This is a genomic window from Mesorhizobium huakuii, from assembly GCF_014189455.1.
Taxonomy (GTDB): Bacteria; Pseudomonadota; Alphaproteobacteria; order Rhizobiales; family Rhizobiaceae; genus Mesorhizobium; species Mesorhizobium huakuii_A.
Genome location: NZ_CP050296.1, coordinates 4,403,103 through 4,423,582, shown reverse-complemented (window position 1 = coordinate 4,423,582; position 20,480 = coordinate 4,403,103). Strand labels below are relative to the sequence as shown.

At 61.3% G+C, this 20,480-nt stretch carries 15 protein-coding genes and 1 pseudogene; 13 read left to right on the top strand and 3 right to left on the bottom strand.

The genetic code is table 11. The features are described 5' to 3' along the window. Window positions 1-136: 136 nt before the first annotated feature. The 5 genes from HB778_RS21435 (at window position 137) to HB778_RS21415 (ending at window position 5,059) form a co-directional block, all read left to right on the top strand. The gene (locus HB778_RS21435) at window positions 137-544 is read left to right on the top strand and encodes a WD40 repeat domain-containing protein (RefSeq protein WP_183456760.1); all 408 of its coding nucleotides are present in this window, start codon (window positions 137-139) and stop codon (window positions 542-544) included. Window positions 545-575: 31 nt separating this feature from the next. Then, entirely contained in the window at window positions 576-749 is a 174-nt protein-coding gene (locus HB778_RS21430) for a hypothetical protein (RefSeq protein ID WP_183456758.1), read from the top strand. Between the two features lie 659 nt (window positions 750-1,408). Further along, a complete protein-coding gene (locus tag HB778_RS21425) occupies window positions 1,409-2,623 on the top strand; it encodes a glycosyltransferase family protein (protein WP_096455114.1) in 1,215 nt (404 codons plus the stop codon). 1 nt (window position 2,624) lies between these two features. After that, window positions 2,625-3,869: a glycosyltransferase gene (locus tag HB778_RS21420; RefSeq protein WP_183456756.1), complete on the top strand. Its 1,245-nt coding sequence runs from the start codon at window positions 2,625-2,627 to the stop codon at window positions 3,867-3,869. Beyond that, the gene (locus HB778_RS21415) at window positions 3,866-5,059 is read left to right on the top strand and encodes a glycosyltransferase family protein (protein WP_183456754.1); all 1,194 of its coding nucleotides are present in this window, start codon (window positions 3,866-3,868) and stop codon (window positions 5,057-5,059) included. The genes HB778_RS21420 and HB778_RS21415 overlap by 4 nt, the downstream gene beginning before the upstream one ends. 107 nt (window positions 5,060-5,166) lie before the next feature. Here the strand turns inward: HB778_RS21415 and HB778_RS21410 are convergent, their stop codons facing one another. Continuing rightward, a complete protein-coding gene (locus tag HB778_RS21410) occupies window positions 5,167-5,841 on the bottom strand; it encodes a class I SAM-dependent methyltransferase (RefSeq protein WP_432421196.1) in 675 nt (224 codons plus the stop codon). A gap of 159 nt (window positions 5,842-6,000) precedes the next feature. Here HB778_RS21410 and HB778_RS21405 point away from each other — a divergent pair, with 159 nt between their 5' ends. The 3 genes from HB778_RS21405 (at window position 6,001) to HB778_RS21395 (ending at window position 10,396) form a co-directional block, all read left to right on the top strand. Then, on the top strand, window positions 6,001-8,715 hold the full coding sequence (locus HB778_RS21405; protein ID WP_183456750.1) for an ABC transporter transmembrane domain-containing protein: 2,715 nt from the start codon (window positions 6,001-6,003) through the stop codon (window positions 8,713-8,715). Window positions 8,716-9,016: 301 nt separating this feature from the next. Beyond that, window positions 9,017-9,466 (top strand): cyclic nucleotide-binding domain-containing protein, encoded by a 450-nt coding sequence (locus HB778_RS21400; protein WP_095197945.1) that lies wholly within the window; start codon window positions 9,017-9,019, stop codon window positions 9,464-9,466. A gap of 75 nt (window positions 9,467-9,541) precedes the next feature. Continuing rightward, window positions 9,542-10,396: an MBL fold metallo-hydrolase gene (locus HB778_RS21395; protein WP_095197946.1), complete on the top strand. Its 855-nt coding sequence runs from the start codon at window positions 9,542-9,544 to the stop codon at window positions 10,394-10,396. Between the two features lies 1 nt (window position 10,397). On the opposite strand, the gene HB778_RS21390 is transcribed toward HB778_RS21395, so the two are convergent. After that, window positions 10,398-11,162 (bottom strand): polysaccharide deacetylase family protein, encoded by a 765-nt coding sequence (locus HB778_RS21390; RefSeq protein WP_183456748.1) that lies wholly within the window; start codon window positions 11,160-11,162, stop codon window positions 10,398-10,400. Continuing rightward, a pseudogene (locus HB778_RS21385) lies at window positions 11,159-12,248 on the bottom strand (glycosyltransferase family 4 protein). Before HB778_RS21385 ends, HB778_RS21390 begins: the two are co-directional and overlap by 4 nt. 73 nt (window positions 12,249-12,321) lie before the next feature. Here HB778_RS21385 and HB778_RS21380 point away from each other — a divergent pair. The 5 genes from HB778_RS21380 (at window position 12,322) to HB778_RS21360 (ending at window position 20,478) form a co-directional block, all read left to right on the top strand. Continuing rightward, window positions 12,322-13,500 (top strand): DUF3095 domain-containing protein, encoded by a 1,179-nt coding sequence (locus tag HB778_RS21380; RefSeq protein WP_183456746.1) that lies wholly within the window; start codon window positions 12,322-12,324, stop codon window positions 13,498-13,500. Window positions 13,501-13,614: 114 nt separating this feature from the next. Continuing rightward, complete coding sequence (locus HB778_RS21375; protein WP_183456744.1) at window positions 13,615-14,958, top strand: nucleotide sugar dehydrogenase; 1,344 nt, start codon at window positions 13,615-13,617, stop codon at window positions 14,956-14,958. Between the two features lie 246 nt (window positions 14,959-15,204). Beyond that, window positions 15,205-16,545: an adenylate/guanylate cyclase domain-containing protein gene (locus tag HB778_RS21370; RefSeq protein WP_095197951.1), complete on the top strand. Its 1,341-nt coding sequence runs from the start codon at window positions 15,205-15,207 to the stop codon at window positions 16,543-16,545. A gap of 142 nt (window positions 16,546-16,687) precedes the next feature. After that, window positions 16,688-18,583 carry an ABC transporter ATP-binding protein gene (locus HB778_RS21365; RefSeq protein ID WP_183456742.1) on the top strand — a complete coding sequence of 632 codons (1,896 nt, stop codon included), beginning with the start codon at window positions 16,688-16,690 and terminating at the stop codon, window positions 18,581-18,583. Continuing rightward, window positions 18,580-20,478, top strand: a complete 1,899-nt coding sequence (locus HB778_RS21360) for an ABC transporter substrate-binding protein (RefSeq protein WP_183456740.1) — start codon at window positions 18,580-18,582, stop codon at window positions 20,476-20,478. The genes HB778_RS21365 and HB778_RS21360 overlap by 4 nt, the downstream gene beginning before the upstream one ends. Window positions 20,479-20,480 lie beyond the last annotated feature (2 nt).

Below are 20,480 nucleotides of genomic sequence, written 5' to 3'. Positions count from 1 at the left end.
GCGGTCGACGACGACGCGGCCTTGATCCGTGACATCCCCCTTTCAGCCCGCCCGGTGTCGATCCGCTGGAGTAGAGACGGCACGTGGCTGGCCTGCGGGCTCGAAGCCGGCGGCTTTGCGCTGGTCAGCCTCGCCGATGGCCGCGCCGACATCGTCGCCGGGTTTCCATCGCCCGGTCCGCACCGTGTGCTGGAGCCAGCCGGCGAATGCGCTGTTTGCCTCGGGCGCCTTCCGGATCGCCGGCTGGTCGATGACCGCCCCGCCATTTGACGGCGAAACCTCGGGTGCCTTGGAGACGGGCCGCGCCGGGCTGGTTCTGGTCGAGGCGGTGGCGGCGCACCCGGAAAAGAGGCTGATTGCCGCGGGCTACGCCAACGGCCGGATCACCATCGCCCAGATCGGCGCGCGGGACGAACTCCTGGTCAGGCCCCTGGGCAGCGCGGTCACGGCTCTCGCCTGGTCCGGCGACGGACGGCACCTGGCGATGGGGTCTGTCGATGGCACGGCCGCAATCGTCACTTTTCCCGCGCAGATGTTCAAATAGCGGACGCTGTCCGCTGATACAGGAGGATAAAATGCAGACCGAACTCACCCCAGAGGACAAGAGCAAGGACGAAATTTTCGAACGGCTGGCCGAATTGTCGGAAGAAATGGTGGCCAAGCATGGCAAGGATTTCAGCATGGGCGCACTGGTGCTGGCCGCCCGCTGGATCGCCGAAAACCGCGTCGGCAGGCTGAAGACCAACTAGACCGCCGCAGGCGGCTTCACCAACTGTCGGGACCAATCGAGCGATTTTTTGCGGCTCGCGACATTGTGATGACGCGCTCAGGCCTTCTCGAAAAGTACCGTCACCGCCCCGGCCAAGGCGCCAGTCAGAAGCCCTAGAGATCGACAGGCAGCCGGTGTCGCACACACACCTGCCGCAGGCTGTGTGTCGTGAGCGCCGGCATCCTCTCGATTCCTGCCGAGTTTCCGGCTAGCTTGGGCGATAGATGGCTCAGTTCCGGTGGGTGAATCATAGTCAGACCGACCGTCAAGAGATTGACGGGCAGCACCTTTGGTCTCCCAGGACCGAGAGCAATCGCGCGCGAAGTGAGGTCTAAGCAATATGCGCCGTGCGACGCCCGGCGCCACTTTCAGTAACGAGGCGCTTTGTCGCGGCGGCGCGAATAGCCTGACCTTTGAAGTGATTAATAAGCTTGGACGACATTGTCGAACGTCGTATAGCGGACGACGATCAGCTTGAAGGCACTATCAGGAAGAGCGTCACCCTTGGACCGTTTGGTTGTACAACTTGAAATTGCGGCCTGATGTTTCAAAACAGGTCGGTAGGCCCGCGAGGGTGGTTTCCAAGCCTGCGGGGTCGCCCACGACCCTCAAAGCGAGAGTTCTAAAAGACGTTCACTAATGACCCAGCACGCACAAGACGCTCGAATTCTGATGTACAGCCACGACACGTTCGGGCTCGGCCACTTGCAGCGCTGCCGGACGATCGCGCATTCGCTGGTCGAGGATTTCCGCGGACTTCAGGTGCTTATCATTTCGGGTGCGACCATCGCCGGCGCCTTCGACTACCGCGCCCGTGTCGACTTCGTGAAAATCCCCAGCGTCATCAAGTTGCGGAACGGCGAATACACCTCGCTTGAAAAGGATATCGATCTGCATGAGACGCTAAGGATGCGCCAGTCGATCATCCGCCACACAGCCGAGACCTTCCGCCCGGATATCTTCATCGTCGACAAGGAACCGCTCGGCTTGCGCGGCGAGATTGAGGACACGCTGTCCTACCTCAAGACGCGGGGCACCACGCTCGTGCTTGGCCTGCGCGAGGTGATGGACGCGCCGCATCTGCTCGAAGCAGAGTGGGCACGCAGGGATGTGATGCGCAAGATAGGCCTGTTTTACGACAAGGTCTGGGTCTATGGCCCGCCGGATTTCTACGATCCGTTGACCGGCCTGGATGTGCCGCCGGCTGTCAGGGCAAAGATGAGGTTCCTCGGGTTCCTGCAACGGAGCCTGCAGCGGAACGAGTTGCCCGGCCACCGGCCCGAGGGCGACTATATCCTCGTTACCACTGGTGGTGGCGGTGACGGCGCCGAACTCATCCACGATGTCATCGACGCCTATCAGCAGGATCCGCAATTGCAGCACAGGGCGCTGATCGTGCTTGGGCCTTATATGCCGGCGCGCAAGCGCAACAAGCTGCTCAAGAAGGGGGCCAAGATCCCCTACGTCAAGATCATCGAGTTCGACAACCGCATGGAAGACCTGATTGCCGGCGCCAAGGCGGTGGTGGCGATGGGCGGCTACAACACCTATTGCGAGATACTGTCTTTCGACAAGCCGGCGCTGATCGTGCCGCGCGTCACGCCCCGCGAGGAACAACTGATCCGCGCTCGGCGCGCCGCCGAACTCGGCCTCGTCGAGATGCTTTTGCCGGAAGAAGCCAAGGATTCCCAGCGGTTTGCCGATGCACTGAAGGTGCTGTCGGACCGGCCCCGCCCATCGCAGAGCAATCCGCATCTGACGCTGGAAGGGCTGCCTCATATTTCCGAAATCGTCGCGGAACTGCTCGACCGGCGGGCCGGCCATCACCTGTCGGTCATTGAAGGCATGAACTGAGTTGCAACATCGCAAGATCGTCGTGGTTCTGAAGGGCTATCCGCGGCTGTCGGAAACCTTCATCGCGCAGGAACTGCTCGGTCTGGAGCGTGCGGGGTTCGACCTGATACTCGTCGCGCTCAGGCGGCCGACCGACGCAAAACGCCACCCCGTGCATGACGAGATCAAAGCGCCCGTCCATTATCTGCCGGAATATCTGCATCAGGAGCCGCTGCGCGTGGCTCGCTCGCTGTTTGCTTGTCTGCCGCGGCCGGGCTTCTGGCGCGCGCTCGGATCGCTGGCTGCCGATTTACCCCGCGACTTTACGCGCAATCGCGTGCGCCGCTTCGGGCAAGCGCTCGTGCTGGCGGCCGAATGGCCTGAAGACGCGGGATGGTTGCATGCACATTTCGCGCACACGCCGGCATCGGTGACGCGCTATGCCAGCCAGCTTCGTGGCCTGCCCTGGAGTTGCTCGGCCCATGCCAAGGACATCTGGACTTCGGCGGACTGGGATCTGGCCGGCAAGCTTTCCTCGGCGCGCTGGACGGTCACTTGCACGAAAACCGGCTTCGACCGTCTGAAAGCACTCGCCAACGGCAATTCGCCTGTGCATCTGAGCTATCATGGGCTCGACCTTGATCGCTTCGGCAGTTTTGGCGAGGCGCGAAAACAGCATGACGGCTCGGCGCCCGGCGAACCGGTTGTCGTTTTGAGTGTCGGGCGCGCCGTTGCAAAGAAAGGCTACGATACGTTGCTGGAGGCCCTTGCCCTCTTGCCTGGTGATTTGGCGTGGCGTTTCGAGCATGTCGGCGGCGGCGAGGAACTGGAACGGCTCAAGGCGCTGGCGCGAAAGCTCGGACTGGATGGCCGCGTCTCCTGGAAAGGCGCGCTTGCGCAAAAGGAGGTGCTTGAGCACTACCGAGGCGCCGACATTTTCGCCCTGGCCTGCAGAATCACCGCCAATGGCGACCGGGACGGCCTGCCGAATGTTCTGGTGGAGGCGGCCAGCCAGCGGCTTGCCTGCGTGTCGACCGATATTTCCGGCGTGCCGGAGCTTTTGTCGCCTGAGGAAACCGGGCTGCTGGTTCCGACGGAAAACCCGATTGCGCTCGCACAGGCGCTGGAGCGCCTGATCCGTGATCCCATGCTGCGCGCCCGCCTCGGCGATGCCGCGGAGCGGCGCGTGCGAAGCAATTTCGATCATGTGGCAAGCATTGGACAGCTCAAGCAACTGTTCCAGCAGGAGTGGCGGGCTGCCGAATGAAGCAGTTGCGCGCTTTCTTCTATGTCCAGCACCTGCTCGGCATCGGCCATCTCGCGCGCGCCAGCCGCGTTGCGGCGGCTCTGGTCGATAACGGGTTCGACGTCACCGTCGTGACCGGCGGAGCGCCGATCGCGGGGTTTCCGGGACCGGGGGTAAAATCTGTAGCCCTGCCGCCTGTCACCTCCGGCGATGAAGGATTTTCCGGACTGGTCGACCTAAAGGGCAGACCCGTCGACGATGATTTCAAGACATTGCGTTCAGGGATGCTGCTGCAGGCATTCCGCGATTGCAGGCCGGATATCGTCATCATCGAGGCGTTTCCATTTGGACGCCGGCAGATGCGTTTCGAACTCTTGCCCCTGATCGAGGCCATCGAGGCGACATCGCCCAGGCCGCTGCTGGCGACGTCGGTCCGCGATATCCTTCAGGAGCGCGTCAAGCCGGGCCGAAACGAGGAAACGGTCGATCTCATCAACAGGCATTTCGACCTTGTCATAGTCCACGGCGATCCGGCTTTCGCAACCATCGACAAGACATTTCCACTGGCTGGGGCGATCAGGGCCGAGGTCATCTACACAGGGCTCGTTGCCGCACCGCCACCGCCCGCGGCCTCCGAGCGCTTCGACGTTCTGGTGTCGGTTGGCGGCGGGGCTGCCGGAAAGAGCCTTGTCAACGCCACCATCACTGCGGCGCGGAAGGCCGACAACGGTTGGAAATGGTGTTTGATCACCGGCCCAAACCTGCCGAAAGACGAGTTTGACGCGATCTCACGCGATGCCACGCCGGGCCTGTCCATCTTCCGGTTCCGCGAGGATTTCGCCAGCCTGCTGACCGGCGCCCGCCTGTCGGTCTCGCAGGCAGGTTACAACACGGTCTGCGATGTCCTGCGCGCGGGTTGTCGCTCGCTGCTCGTTCCATTCGCAGCCGGCGGCGAAACCGAACAGACGGTTCGCGCCCTGATGCTCGAAGAACTCGGTCTTGCAACGGTGCTGACGGAAAACGACCTGACGCCTGAGGGCTTGGCGCGAGCGATCGAACAGGCGCTTGCGGGACCGATGCCATCCGCGCATCGTCTCGACCTGGAAGGCGCGCATCACTCGGCGCAAATCCTGCGCGAGCGGTATCGAACATGGTCCCTGGAAATGGGGGCCGGTTTGGGACGGGCGCAGGATCAAACAGGCGATTCCTAACGGTTCATCGGCTTTCACGCACATCGTGTCCGGCAGGTGCGACGCGCTTCAAATCCTTGGTTTGTGGCGTTGTCCCAAAACCGCTGCGCACTTTTGGGCGAAATGCATCAAACAGTCCCGATCAGCATGAAGCGCGTATATTTTTTTGTCGGCAGCTCGCCGGAGAACCGCACCTCGCGGAGCGCCGCCATGGCTTCGAAGGCTGCAAGTGAAGCCACGCAATTGATGTGCGTCGGCTCGCTGAAATAATCGTTCGATTGCAGCAGCACATTCGTGCCTCGCGGAAGCAGGGCAAGCCAGGCGGGGAGATCGGCTATATGTTCGCAGCTCGTATTGACGATCAGGTCAGCCCCGCCGGCCGCATAGTCGAGCGCGTACATATCTGCCGTCAGCGCCTGGAAGCGATCTCCGGCTTGCCGGTTGAGGGTCCGGGCGACCGCCGCGACTTCGGGATCGATATCGATGCTATCGACCGCCGCGATGTCGAAGCGGGCGTCGTTGAAAAGCATTGCCGGCAATACGCCGTACCATCCACCCAGGACCCATATGCGCGTGAACCGGCCGCCGCTGCTTTCGAACAGCTTGTCGAGCGCCCACATCTTGCAGGCGACCTGCTTGTGGTTGAAGGCGTTGGCGATATCGGCCTCTGGATGCTTGGCGATGACGCGCGCCAGCCCTGCCACGAGAGGATGGTTGACATAGGCGGCAATTCCCCGCGTGAGGTCCAGGGCCTGCTCGTGCCCGTCCGTGCCGACATTGCGTGGTTGCGTGACATCCATCATATTCGCCTTGTATGTTGGGATTTCGGGCGACACAACGCAATCTTGCCCGCAAAGCCGCCTCGCAGGCTTCGAGCGTGTCGCCGGCGATGATTGCCGATGCGCCGTTCGCCAGCCGGCGCTTTTACTTTTGTTCTTTAAACTGAAGGCCCACAGTCGCATATGGAACCCAGCCTAGCCCGCTATATCTGGACACACACCAAGAGGCAGCAGGTCGGGATAGTGTTGATCGTCTTGCTGTCGATGATCCCGTATTTCATGTCCTTCGACCTGCCGAAGCTGATCGTCAACGGCCCGATCCAAGGTCGCGGCTTCGAGCAAGCGGACGCGACCCGGCCATTCCTGAAGCTGCACTATGACCTTCCGTTCGTTGGAGAGGTCCAGTTCTTTTCCGGTTTTCAGCTCGACCGCAAGGAGACGCTGTTTGCCCTCAGCTTTGTGTTCCTGTTGCTGGTCGTTATCAACGGCCTGTTCAAACTCTACATCAACACCTACAAGGGCCGCCTCGGCGAGCGCATGCTGCGGCGTATCCGCTTCGATCTGGTCGATCGTGTGCTGCGGTTTCCGCCGAGTTACTTCACGCGAGTGAAATCCGCCGAAGTGGCGACCATGGTGAAGGACGAGGTCGAGCCGCTGGGCGGCTTCATCGGCGATGCCTTCCTTCAGCCAGTGCTGCTCGGCGGCCAGGCGCTGACGGCGATGCTGTTCATCATGGTTCAGAACGTCTGGCTCGGGATGATAGCGCTCGTCATCGTGGCGATCCAGATCGTGCTCATCCCGCGAATGCGGCGCCGGTTGATCGTGCTCGGGCGCGAACGGCAGCTGACGGCGCGCGCGCTTTCGGGCCGGGTCGGCGAAATCGTCGACGGCATCGGCACGGTTCACGTCCACGATACATCAAACTACGAGCGCGCCGACATAGCTGCCCGGCTCGGGCTCATCTTCAAGATCCGCTTCGATCTTTACCAATGGAAATTCATGGTAAAGTTCCTCAACAATTTTCTGGCGCAGGTCACGCCCTTCCTGTTCTACATGATCGGCGGCTATCTGGTTATCCAGGGGCGGCTTGACGTCGGCCAGCTCGTGGCCGTGATCAGCGCCTACAAGGACCTGCCGGGACCGATGAAGGAACTGATCGATTGGGATCAGGCACGGCAAGATGTCCAGGTCAAATATCAGCAGGTCGTTGAACAATTTACCGTTGAGGATCTCATTGCGCCGAGAATCGGAGCCCTGACGGTCGACGATCCCGAACCGATGACCAACCCGCTGTCGGCGATCAGTCTGTCCATAGCAGACGATGGCGGTGCAATGCTCCTCGACCGTATCTCCCTGCAGATCAAGCCGGGTGAGACGGTGGCGCTGGTCAGCACCGCAACAGGTGGAGCGGAGGCGCTTGCGGAAGCCTTCGCGCGCCTGAACTGGCCGGACAGCGGAAGGGTCGCTTCAGGCCCCGACGACCTGCTTGAACTCCCTGAAGCCGTCACCGGCCGGCGCATGTCCTATGCCTCGTCGGACGTTTTCCTGTTCCAGGCAAGCCTCCGCGATAACCTGCTCTACGGGTTGAAGCATGCGCCGCGGACGTCGGTGACTTATGACGGTGCCGCGGCAGACCAGCGCCGCTGGAACATCAACGAGGCGCGCCGGTCCGGCAACACGGATCTCGATATCCACAGCGACTGGATCGACTATGCTTCCGCCGGTGCCACTGGCCCGCATGACCTCTTTGAAGCCGTGCGCCGGGTGCTCGACGCGGTTGTTCTGTCGCGCGACATTCTGGATCTTGGCTTGCGCTCTTCGGCCGATCTCACGCGCCACACGGAGCTTCCCAGACGGATCGTCGAACTGCGTGTGGCGCTGCGAACCCGGCTGGAACAAGAAGGGTTGAGCGGACTGGTGGCTCCTTTCGAACCGGGCGCCTACAACAAAGAAGCAACGATCGGCCAAAACCTGCTCTTCGGCGCTGCCGCCGGTCCCGAACTCGCCGACAGGGCCCTGGCGGCCAATCCCTATTTTGCTTCTGTGCTGAGGCAAGCCGGCCTCGACCGCACGTTCTACGAAATGGGCATGGAGATCGCCGAACAGGCGATCGAGCTGTTTGCCGACCTGCCGCCCGATCACCAGTTCTTCCAGCAGCTCGCCTTCATGAGCGCCGAGGAGATACCTGCCTACGAAACCTTGCTGCAACGGCTCAAGAACCGTCCCTACGAGGCGGTTTCGGAGAACGACCGAGCCATGATCGTCACCTTGAGCTTTGCCTATATCGAGCCCCGGCACCGCTTCGGCCTTTTGAGCGACGAGTTGATGAGCCAGATCGTCGCTGCACGCAACCGGTTCTATGAAAACCTGCCGTCCGAGCTGCAGAATGCGGTCGAACGGTATGATCCTGCCAAATACATTGCCGCGGCCACCGTCATGGACAATGTCCTGTTCGGGCGTGTGGGCAACAACCATCCCGACGCGCCGGACCGCATACGCTCCATCGTCTATGACATTCTCGACGAACTGGGGCTTTATGCCGAGCTTCTGGATGTCGGCCTGGACTTCAACGTCGGCGCCGGCGGCAGGCGGCTGACCGGTGGACAGCGACAGAAGCTCGATGTTGCCCGGGCCCTGCTCAAGCGTCCTGATTTTCTCATTCTCAACCGGCCGCTGTCGGCGCTCGACCAGCGCATGCAGGATAAGGTGCTGCGAAACGTGCTCGAGGAAGCCAGACGCGACGGCCATTCACCGGCAATCGTGTGGGCCGTGACGAACCCGGCAATGGCGATGATGTTCGATCGCGTTATCGTCTTCGACTCGGGTCAATTGGTGGAAGACGGAACACACGAGACACTTCTGGCAGAGAGCGGTATCTTTAAAGAACTGCTGTCATAGAGCAACGGACATTCAGATGGGATCATTTCGCCGGTGAGAATTTGCTGCAAGGTCAAGGGATTTGGCGAAAGGCGTAGCGAGAATACATCCGCGCCGAAAACAGGAAGGATTTGCCGCAGCTTCATCCGGCTTTTCGGCTGGCGGACGCCCATTTTTTCAGGTGGCATCGCTCGATCGCACGACATCAGGCTCGCCACCTCTCGCGAGGATCGTCTCGCCGTTCCGGAAAACAGAATTGATTCCATCCGGGCGGCCGTTGCTCTAGTCTGGCAAACGCGAATTTTTGGGAAGGTTTGCGACAATGCTGCTCAAGGATGAGGTTGGAATGCTGCAACGCGTTCCCTTGTTCTCCGGCATAGAGCCGGCAAAGCTCAAGCTGCTTGCGTTCACATCCGATCGCGTGAGCTACAGCGCCGGCGAAATCCTTTTCCGACAGGGAGACGAGGGGGACGCCGCTTATGTCATCCTTTCAGGCAGGGCGGATATTCTGGTCGATTCCGACAGCGGACCGATAAAAGTTGCCGAACTGGTGCCGAATTCGATTGTTGGCGAGATCGCCATATTGTGCAACAGCTCCCGCACCGCCACCGTCAGAGCCGCAAGTCAGCTGGAAGCCTTGAGAATCCGCAAGGATCATTTCCTGAGGCTTATGAAGGAGTTCCCGGAAATGACCATCGAGATGGTGCGGGTTCTTGCCGATCGCCTAAGCCATACGACCGCGGATCTGATCGACGCACGAAGCGCCAAGTGACGCGTGACGTGAGCTTAGTCCTCGCCGCCGTGATGGCACCGGCTACCATGGGCGACTTGACTGCGAAGGGGTAGCATGGACGACGACGTTTTCCTGGTCAGGTTTTGGGGCGTGCGCGGCAGCATTTCGGTATCTGGGCCAGAATTCGCTCGCTACGGCGGCAACACAAGCTGCATCGAGATGCGGTGCGGCAAGGATACGCTTCTGTTCGATGCGGGCTCTGGCCTGCGGCCTGCCGGCAGGGCGCTTCGGGCGTCGGGCGTGACCGATTTCGACCTGTTTTTCACCCATTGCCACTACGATCACATCATCGGGCTGCCGGCCTTCAAGCCTATCTATGAAAGGGGCTTCAAGGTTACACTTTGGTCCGGGCATCTCGCTGGACGCATGACGACCCGCGAGATGGTCGATGAGTTCATTCGGCCGCCGTGGTTTCCGGTGAAACTGGACATCTGCAAGGCAAATCTCGACTACCGCGATTTCGTATCCGGAGACGTGCTTCGGCCGCGCGAAGGGGTGGTGGTGCGAACCGGCAGTCTTACCCATCCGGGCGGCTGCATAGGCTACCGGGTCGAATGGGGCGGCCGCGTCGTGGCGGTGATCACCGACACCGAGCACGAACCGGGCAAACTCGATCAGGCGGTGCTCCGGCTGATCGAAGATGCCGACCTCGTCATTTACGATTGCACCTACACCGAGGAGGAAATGGAGCGCTACCGCGGCAACGGGCACTCGACATGGCAACAGGGCGTCAAGCTCTGTGAGGCCGCCGGTGCGCGCGGGCTTGCGCTGTTTCACCACGAACCGTCGCGCACCGACGGGGAATTGGACGAGATGGAGAAACTGGCCAAAGACAGGTTTGCCGGCGCTTTTGCCGCGCGGGATGGCCAAACGCTCAAATTTCCGATCTCATTAGACAAAAAGCGCTGAGCTATTTTCCTGAGCTGGCGCCGCGCTCGATCAATGTCCTGATCGGAAGCCATGCGCAGGCCTCGGTTTGTGCGGTGACTGTGAACAGCCTTTCGAGGAAAAGCCAGGCCGATTCATCATGCACGAGATGGTGGGTGAGCAGGCCGACCGGTTCGCCGCCGTCGAACGTATGCTGCAATTGCGCGGTGATAGCCTGAACCAACAGGCCATGATCGCGGCAACCGCGCGTGCCATGCCAATCCATGATGTCGACATTGCTGTTGATGACCGCCAGCGAAGCCGGCTTCGGCGGCCCATAGACCGACAATGCCACAAATCCTATCGATCCAAGGTCGGACACCAAGCCGGTGTCGATCCTGTTCCAGGGTGGCACCAGCATCGGAACGGCACGTGCGCCGTGCAGGCCGGTTACGTGCGACAGCCCGCGTGCCAGATCATCAAGCACCGCCTCGCGTGGCCGATGCGGGCCGAGCTCCTGCTTTTTCTGGTCCTCGGGCGCATGATTTCGGTGCGCCCAGCCATGGATGGCGACCGTGGCATGCGGCGCCTGGTCAAGCCGGACGACAAGCTTCTCATCAGTCACGGCCGGAATGACGGCCAGAGTGACCGGAACCGCGAATTCAGCCGTGAGGTCGAGCAGCCGATCAAGCGCACGCGTTGGATCCACGGCGTCATCGTCGCGCAGCCAGAACTCTGCCTTACGGCCCGCCCGGTGCCGGCGCGCCAGTTCTTCAACCAAAGGCTGCCAGATTTGATCGGATGTCATGAAACCGGTATCTTCGCGAGAAGTTCGGCCAGACGCGCCGCTGCACCACCGAGGGAACGTTCTTCGAGGACGAACCGTCTGGCTTCTGCGGCCATGATGGTTCTTTCGTCGTTACGGGCCAGCAGCCTTTCAATGGCGGAAGCGAACGCCGCCACATCGCCCGGCGGGGTGAGAAACCCGGTCTGGCCATCCCGCACGACCTCCGGCACGCCGGCGATGTCCTGAGCCACCACCGGTAGGCCGGCGGCCTGTGCTTCAAGATAGGCAACACCATAGGCCTCGCCGTAACCAGGCCAGACGTAAATTCCCCCACTGCACAGGATATCCGGCACGGCGGCTGGCTCAATCGCGCCAAACCATTCGATACGGTCGGCAGGCAAGCCGGCGAATTGCGCTTTGACCTCGTCACGGGCAGGCCCGTCCCCGACGACCGACATGGTCCAGGGCAGGTGGCGGATCGAATCGAGCGCTTGCGCCAGCATGCGATAGCTTTCGACTTTGTCGCCCGGGCGCATCATGGCGACGGTAACGAGGCGCGTCGGACACCCCCCATGCCGGCGTTTCCCGGAACACCGATGTGTCGATGAAAGGCGAAAGCATGCCGAAAGCGGCGTCGGGTATCGCATCTGCCAGTCCCTGACGATCCCTTTGCGTGAAGCAGATGTTCAGCGCCGCCTGTGCGACGGCTCGCGCCACCAACGCTTGCGCATCGGCCCACAAGCCGGCGTTGCGCCGCCTCGAATAGGAGGCTTCCGCTGTCACATAGGGGACAGCAAAAGCCGACGCCAACTCGGGCCCGATCAGGTCGGGCGCCTTGTAATAGGGATGGTAGGTGAACCAAAGATCGGGCTTGCCGTCACGATCCCAAAGCTTGGTCAGCCGCGCGGCTTCTTCTCGGGCCTCGATCTTGAGCGCTTCGAAACTTTTCAATTCCGGATCGCGTAGATAGAAGCGTAATTCGGATGCCAGTTCGACGCTGTGCCCTGCGTGCTCCAGCGCCTTGATGAGCATCCGTGCCATCTGGCGGTCGCCGGAGGCAACGGGATGGTTGGGCGACTTCAGCGCCGCGTAGAAGGCAATTCGCATCGCCGGACCTATCCCCAGAAAGCCTTGGCAAGTCAATTTCAAAGCATGATCGCCTTCGCCTTCAAGCCGTGGAATGTGCTATCTGATGCTCATGGAAACAGCTGCCGCGTCCGACCCGTTTGTCGCTTCCCTGCCGGTCTTCGCAAAGTTCGAAAGCGTTGCCGATATCGACAACTATCGGCCTCTCCCTGATGGCTGGGCGCTGGCCACCGCCGACATCGTCGGCTCGACCAAGGCGATCGAGGCCGGGCGCTACAAAACCGTCAACATGGCCGGCGCCAGCGTCATTTCGGCGCTGCTCAATGCGCTGGGTCGGCAAGATCTCCCCTTTGTCTTCGGCGGCGACGGCGCGCTCGTGGCGTTTCCCGGCTCGGCGCTGGAGGTCACCCGCAACGCGCTTGCGGCTGTCCAGAGATGGGTGGCGGACGAACTGGACCTGACCTTGCGTGCCGCAATCGTGCCGATAAAGGATATTAGAGCGCAAGGCCTCGACGTTCGCGTGGCGAGGTTCCAGGCCTCCGAAGCGGTCTTCTATGCCATGTTCGCCGGCGGTGGCGGCAGTTGGGCGGAAGCCGAGATGAAAGCCGGGCGCTACCGCATCGATCCCGCGCCGGCCGGCGCGCGGCCGGATCTGACCGGCCTCTCCTGCCGTTGGAACCCGATAGAAGCCCGGCACGGCGAAATCGTCTCGATCATAGCCATACCGGGAGTGTCGCGCGACTTGCGCGGTTTTCAGTTTCTGGCTTCCGACATCATCGCCCTTGCCGGCCGGCAGGAGCGCGATGGTCACCCGGTGCCGGTGGACGGGCCAGCCTACAGTCTGCTGCCCGCCGGCCTCGATGTCGAGGCGCGGGCCACGGCGCCGCCAGGGCGGCGGTGGCTGGCGAAGCTGTGGGTGATATTCCTGATGACGCTTACGGCGGTCACCGACAGATTTGGCTGGACCATCGGTCGTTTCGATCCGAAGGTCTACAAACGCGAGGTGGCCAGCAATTCGGATTTCCGGAAGTTCGACGACGGCTTGAAGATGACCATCGACGTTGACGCTGATGTGTTGCAACGGATCGAGAGCCGGCTGAAACAGGCGGAAGAGGCGGGCATCTGCAGCTACGGCCTGCACCGCCAGAAATCGGCCTTGATGACATGCCTCGTCGCCTCGCCGCTGCAACGCGATCATGTTCATTTCATCGATGGCGCCGCGGGCGGCTATGCGATGGCTGCCGCAAGCCTGAAGGCGAAGGCGCCGGTTTGAGGACGGCTTGCGGAAATTGATCTTCCGCAATATGCCTCGGCCATGGTTCCGGGGACAAGGTGAGCCTCGCCATGACAACGGACAGCCTGTCCGAATTGACTGGAAAGCAGATTTTTGGACGCCTCACAATCGATATATGACAGTCTTCTGAACCGGATTTCGACGCGCGCCGCGCAGGTCGGCGTGATCGGACTGGGCTATGTCGGGTTGCCGCTGGCGGTTGCGGTCGCACGCGCCGGCTTCCCGGTTTCCGGCTTCGACATCGAAGCCCGGAAGGTCGAGAGCCTGAACAAGGGCCAATCCTACATCGAGGCAGTGACGTCGGCAGCCCTTGCCGGCCAGGTGGCGAGCGGACGGTTCCGCGCCACCGCGGATTTTGCCGAACTGGCCGTCTGCGATGTCATCATCATCTGCGTTCCGACACCGCTGACGAAACACCGTGAGCCGGATCTCTCCTTTGTCACGAACACGGCAGGCACCATCGCGAAACATCTGCGTCTCGGCCAGCTCGTCGTGCTGGAATCGACCACCTATCCCGGCACCACCGACGACGTGATCAAGCCCATACTGGAAGCAACCGGCTTGCAGTCGAAGATAGACTTCTTCCTCGGCTTCTCGCCCGAACGCGAGGATCCCGGCAACCGCAGCTTTGAAGTCGCGACGATCCCCAAGGTCGTGGCAGGCGACGGGATTGAAGCGGCGGCGCTCGTGCAGGCTTTCTACCAAAGCGTGGTCAAGACCGTCGTTCCGGTTTCCACCACCGCGACTGCCGAGGCGGTCAAGCTGACGGAAAACATCTTCCGTTCGGTCAACATAGCCCTCGTCAACGAATTGAAGGTCGTGCTCGGGGCGATGGGCATCGACATCTGGGAGGTGATCGAGGCGGCAAAGAGCAAGCCCTTCGGCTACATGCCTTTCTATCCTGGCCCCGGACTTGGCGGGCACTGCGTTCCGATCGATCCCTTCTACCTGACGTGGAAGGCGCGCGAATACGAACTGCCGACCCGCTTCATCGAGCTGGCGGCAGAGATCAACACGGCCATGCCGCGTCATGTGGTCGATGAACTGGCGAAGGCGCTGGACCGGCGCTGCGGCAAGGCGCTCAGCCGCTCGCGCATTCTCATCATCGGGCTGGCCTACAAGAAGAATGTGCCCGACATCCGCGAAAGCCCCTCATTGCGGCTCATTGAGCTCATCGAGGAATGGGGCGGCAAGGCGGAATTCCACGATCCGCATGTTACCGAGATCCCGACCACACGGGAGCATATGGCGATCAAGGGGCGCCGCTCGGTCGAATTGACCGAGGCGGCCTTGAAGGGTTTCGATGCTGTGGTCGTTGCAACCGACCACGACGCGATCGACTACCAGACCATCGCTGATCACGCCCTTCTGATCCTCGACACACGCAATGTTTTTGGCCGCCTCGGGCTGGCCCGAGACACGGTGGTGAAGGCCTGACGGTGTCTGAGCCGGCGAATTTTTTGCCGGATGTCAGGATCGTGATTGCACTCCGCCGGCAGCCTCGCCACATAAGGCGACGCAGGACATAGATGCAGTTACGCCCGCTCCTTTCGTTGCAAGGACAGTCATCCGGGAAATTCCTTGACGCATGCAGCCGAAGCCGGCCTCATGACGTCGGGGCTTTATCTTTGGGTCGTTGGCGGACTGTGTTATGGCGGATCAAAGGACAGGTTTCGGGATAGCATGAGCACAGCGCGAGCAGAAATTTCCACCATTCTCATGGATAAGGTTGCCGATTGGCTGAACCAATCGGCGCTGGCGGGCAGCGACCTGGAAACATTGGTAAAAGGCTTTTGCGAACGGCTGGCTGCTGCCGGCCTGCCGCTGAAGCGGGTGCATTTGAGCTTTTCGATGCTTCATCCGCTTTATGACGCGCTTGGCTTCACCTGGTTTCGCGGCCAAGGCATAGAAGTGGAAGGCTTCCGCGCCGAGCCCGGCGGGCCGTCCGACAGATTTCTGACCAGCCCATACTACCATCTGCTCAGCAACAAGCTCGACCATCTGCGACGCCGGATCGATCCGTCATTGCCGCCGGAATTTCCTATTTTCGAGGAACTCAGGCTTATCGGCGTCACCGATTACATGGCTTTCGTCCATCCCTTCAGCGGCAACACCAGTCAGGGCATGATCGGGTCCTGGTCCACCGACAGTGCTACAGGCTTCAGCGACAGCATGATTTCGGCGCTGCTGCGCATCCAGAGCCATCTCGCTATCGCAACCAAGATGGCGGTGCTCACCAAGCTCGCCGACAACATGATGACCACCTATCTCGGCGGCGACGCCGGCAGGCGCGTGCTGGACGGCCAGATCAAACGCGGCGAGGGCGATACAATCCGGGCCGCGCTGGTCATGGGCGATATGCGTGGATCGTCGAGGCTTGCCGAAACCTCCGGCCGCGAAATCTATATCGATACGCTGAACCAGTTTTTCGACGCCGTTGCCGCACCTTTCAATCGCAAAGGCGGACAGATTATGAGTTTCATCGGGGATGGCTTCATTGCCGTCTACCCTTGCGAAAGACACCGCTCGCAGTCCGAAATCGCCTGCCAGGCTGCTCTTGCGGCCGCGCACAAAGCCACCGCGCGCATGATGGATCTCAATCTGCGCAGAAAGGAGCAGGGGTTGGGCGATATACAATTTGGCATCGGCCTGCATGTCGGCAATGTGATGTTCGGCAATGTCGGGCTTACCGACAGGCTCACATTCTCCGCCTTCGGCTCGGCTGTAAACGAGGTCCAGCGCCTCCAGACCCTGACCAAGAAATATCCGCACAGCGTTCTCGCCAGCGAAGACTTCGCCAGCTACTGCGGGACCAACAGCTGGTTGACGCTCGGCAAGGAGGAACTGCGAGGCATCAAGCAGAAGCTGACGGTGCTTGCACCCGATCTGTCGGGTGCTCTCGCACTCGATGAAGACGCTGCGCTGGAGCCGATTCACGACCGAAGATCGGACGCCGAGCAGGTCATGCTGCTTCATCGCGATACCGCGCGGATATCCGCGGGCGACCCGAGCAAGCTCCAGTAACCGCACCAATCCGGTCCGAACGCCGTGGCGGGCAGTCCGGTCGTCGGTCCCGCCAAGGGCGACCGTTTCGAATCCAAGTTGCTCTAGGCTGGCAATGCGCTAGTCTCGCTTTCTGGACTGCCAGAGTGGGGCTGGTGCGAGAATGAATTCGGGTTTTGATCTGCTGCGGATCGAAGATGTTGGCATCTCTTTTGCCATTATCGGGGGACCGTTGCATGCCGTCAGGCGCGCAAGTCTTCGCGTCCTGCCCGGCAAGGTTACCGCGCTTGTGGGCGAGTCAGGTTCCGGAAAATCGGTTCTCAGCCAGGCCGTGATGGGCATTTTGCCGAACACAGCCCATGTTCGCGGCCGTATCCTGTTTTCCGATCCTGAAAAGCCCGGCACGACGCAGGATATCCTGCAGATGCCGCGCGATGGACCCGAAATCCGGGCGTTGAGAGGCAGTCGCATCGGCAAGATCTTTCAGGAGCCGATGACATCACTGTCACCGCTGCACACGATCGGCAACCAAGTCAGCGAATCGCTGCAGATTCATACGCCCATGGCTCGGGTGGAGCGCAAGGCGCGGACGGAGGAAATGCTCAGCCTTGTCGGCTTTCCCAATCCCAAGCGCGCCTATGACATGTATCCCTTTGAACTTTCGGGAGGATTGCGTCAACGCGCCATGATCGCCATGGCTCTTATCTGCCGGCCCGCTTTGCTGATCGCCGATGAGCCGACGACGGCGTTGGACGTCACCATCCAGGCGCAAATCCTGCAGTTGCTGCGCGAGCTTCAGACCAAGCTGAACATGGCGATGCTGCTGATCACGCACGACCTCGGCGTTGTCGCCAATGTCGCCGACGAGGTGGTGGTCATGTACCATGGCGAGATCATGGAAGCTGGACCTGTGGAGGCGATATTCCGCCGGCCGGGCCACCCCTACCTGAAGGGCCTGATGGCAGCCGTACCGCATTTCGACCTGAAGCCTGGCGAAAGGCTGAAGGCGCTCCGCGAGGTGCCGGTGAATGTCGGGAACCTGCTCGGCAAGCAGACGGCGCCGGCATCGACGGGGCCGGACGACATCCTGCTGTCGGTCAGGGATCTGAAAAAGGTCTTCACCACCCGCAAGTCCGGATGGTTCGGCGGCAGTCATCAAACCACTGTTCGCGCCGTGGACGGCGTGAGCTTCGATATCAGGCGGGGCGAGTGCCTGGGTCTGGTCGGCGAAAGCGGCTCCGGCAAAACCACCGTCAGCAAGATGCTGATGCGGGCAGTCACCCCTAGCGGCGGCTCCGTGGTCTTCAACGGCCGCGACAGATCGATCGACGTCTTGGAGGCCGAGGGAGACACCCTGCGCATGCTGCGCGCGAAAATCCAGATGGTCTTCCAGGATCCGGTTTCGTCGCTTTCACCGCGCATGACGGTGGAGAACATCTTGAGCGAGCCGCTGGAAATTCATCAGCGCGGCAATGCCGCGTCCCGACTGGCCACCGTCAAGAGCCTGATGCAGGCAATCGGGCTCGATCCGCGCTTCATCAAGCGTTATCCGCACAGTTTCTCCGGCGGGCAGCGTCAGCGTATCGGCATCGCTCGCGCATTGGCGCTGGGGCCTGAACTTCTGATCTGCGACGAGCCGGTTTCGGCGCTCGATGTCTCTGTCCAGGCGCAGATCCTGAACCTCCTGAAGGACCTGCAGAAGGAACTGGGCCTGACCTACCTGTTCATATCCCACAACCTGGCTGTGGTGGACTACATGGCAGACCGCATCGCGGTGATGTGCGGCGGGCGTATCGTCGAGCTTGCGCCGCGCGAAATTCTGCTTAGGAAACCGGTCCACCCCTACACGCGCTCACTGGTCGCCGCGGTACCTTTCCCGGATCTCGACAGGCCGATGGATTTCAAGACGCTGAAGCTCGGGGGCGCTTCCGATACCAGCGCATGGGGACCGCAATTCCGCGACGAGGGCGACGAGGATATGCTGTCGCCGCTCGACCTTGGCGGCGGCCACCTCGTGCTGGCTCGACGTTCGGCCGATGTCAGAGACCTACGCCATTGATCAGCCGCCGCACCGTCCTTGGTCTCATGGCTTCGGCATTTCTGCCGGGCACGTTGCGCGCCGCCGATCTGGAGCCGGAATTTCTTCAGCCGCAGCTGAAGGCCAGGGCGCTGCCGGCGCTCGCCGAACGCCTGCCCAAGCGCCCGCGCGCGTTGAATCTCGCTGCGATGGGCCGGCAGCCCGGCCAGTATGGCGGCACGCTGCGCACGATCATCGGCAGCCAGAAAGATATCCGGATGATGACGATCTACGGGTATGCTCGGCTGGTCGGCTATGACGAAAAGCTCAACTTGCAAGCCGACATTCTCGAAAGTTTCGACGTAGCGGATGATCGCGTCTTCACGTTCAAGATACGGGAAGGACATAAATGGTCCGACGGCAGCCTGCTGACGTCGGAGGATTTTCGCTATTGCTGGGAAGATGTCTGGCTGAACGATGAACTTTCGCAAGACGGGCTCGCCCCTTCCCTGCTGGCGGACGGCAAGCCACCACGCTTCGAGATCGTCGATCCGTTGACGGTCCGCTATAGTTGGGCTGCGCCCAATCCCGATTTCCTGCCCAAGCTCGCAGCTGCCTCGCCGCTACCGCTTGTTCTGCCGGCCGCTTATCTCAAGCAGTTCCACAAGAAATACCAGGATCCCTTCCGGCTAGCCGGCCTGATGAAGGAGTACCGGGCGAAGAAATGGACGCTCCTGCATATCCGCATGTCGCGGCAGTATCGCCCGGAGAACCCGGAGTTGCCGACGCTCGATCCCTGGCAGAACCGGACCAAGCCGCCGGCTGAGCAGTTCATCTTCGAGCGCAACCCGTTCTTTCATCGAACAGACGAGAATGGCCGGCAACTGCCCTATGTTGACCGGATTGTCATGAATGTCAGCTCGTCGGCAATCATTTCCGCCAAGACCGGTGCCGGCGAGAGCGACCTGCAATGCATGGGAATCGACTTTGCCGACTACTCCTTCCTGAAGGACGCGGAGAAGCGCTACCCGGTGAAGATGCATCTCTGGAAACGCACACAGGGCTCGCGGCTGGCGCTGCTGCCCAATCTGAATTGTGCCGACCAGGTGTGGCGTGGCCTTTTCCGTGACGTACGCGTGCGCCGCGCACTTTCGCTCGCTGTGGACAGGCGCGAGATCAATCTGGCTGTGTTCTACGGATTGGCGCAGGAAAGTGCCGATACGGTCCTGCCGGACAGCCCGCTCTACCGGCCGGAATTCGCGAAAGCCTGGGTCGCCCATGATCCCGACCAGGCCAATGCGCTGCTCGACCAGGTCGGGCTTCAGACGCGTGACGATGATGGCCTGCGGATACTTCCCGACGGTCGCCCGGCGCAGATCATCGTGGAAACGGCCGGCGAAAGCACGCTGGAAACCGACGCGCTCGAACTCATCACCGATCACTGGCGCAAGATCGGCATTGCCCTGTTCATCAGGACGTCACAGCGCGACATCTTCCGCAGCCGCGCGCTTGGCGGTGAGATCATGATGTCGATGTGGTCGGGCATCGACAATGGCGTGCCGACCGCCGACATGAACCCGTACCAGTTGGCCCCCACCGTCGACGATCAGCTGCAATGGCCGCTCTGGGGTGCTCACTATTTGTCTCATGGCACGCTCGGTGAGGCGCCCGACCTTCCGCCTGTGGTCGAGCTGATGGCTTTGCTCAAGCGCTGGAACGCATCGACCGAAGCCACGGAGCGCGCCGAAATCTGGAATTCAATGCTGTCGATCTACACCGATCAGGTGTTTTCGATCGGCACGGTGAACGCAACGCATCAGCCGGTTCTGGCGTCCTCGCGGCTGCGCAACGTGCCTGACAAGGCGCTCTACGGCTACGACCCGACTGCCTATTTCGGTGTCTATATGCCGGATACATTCTGGCTTGGAGAGACCTGAGC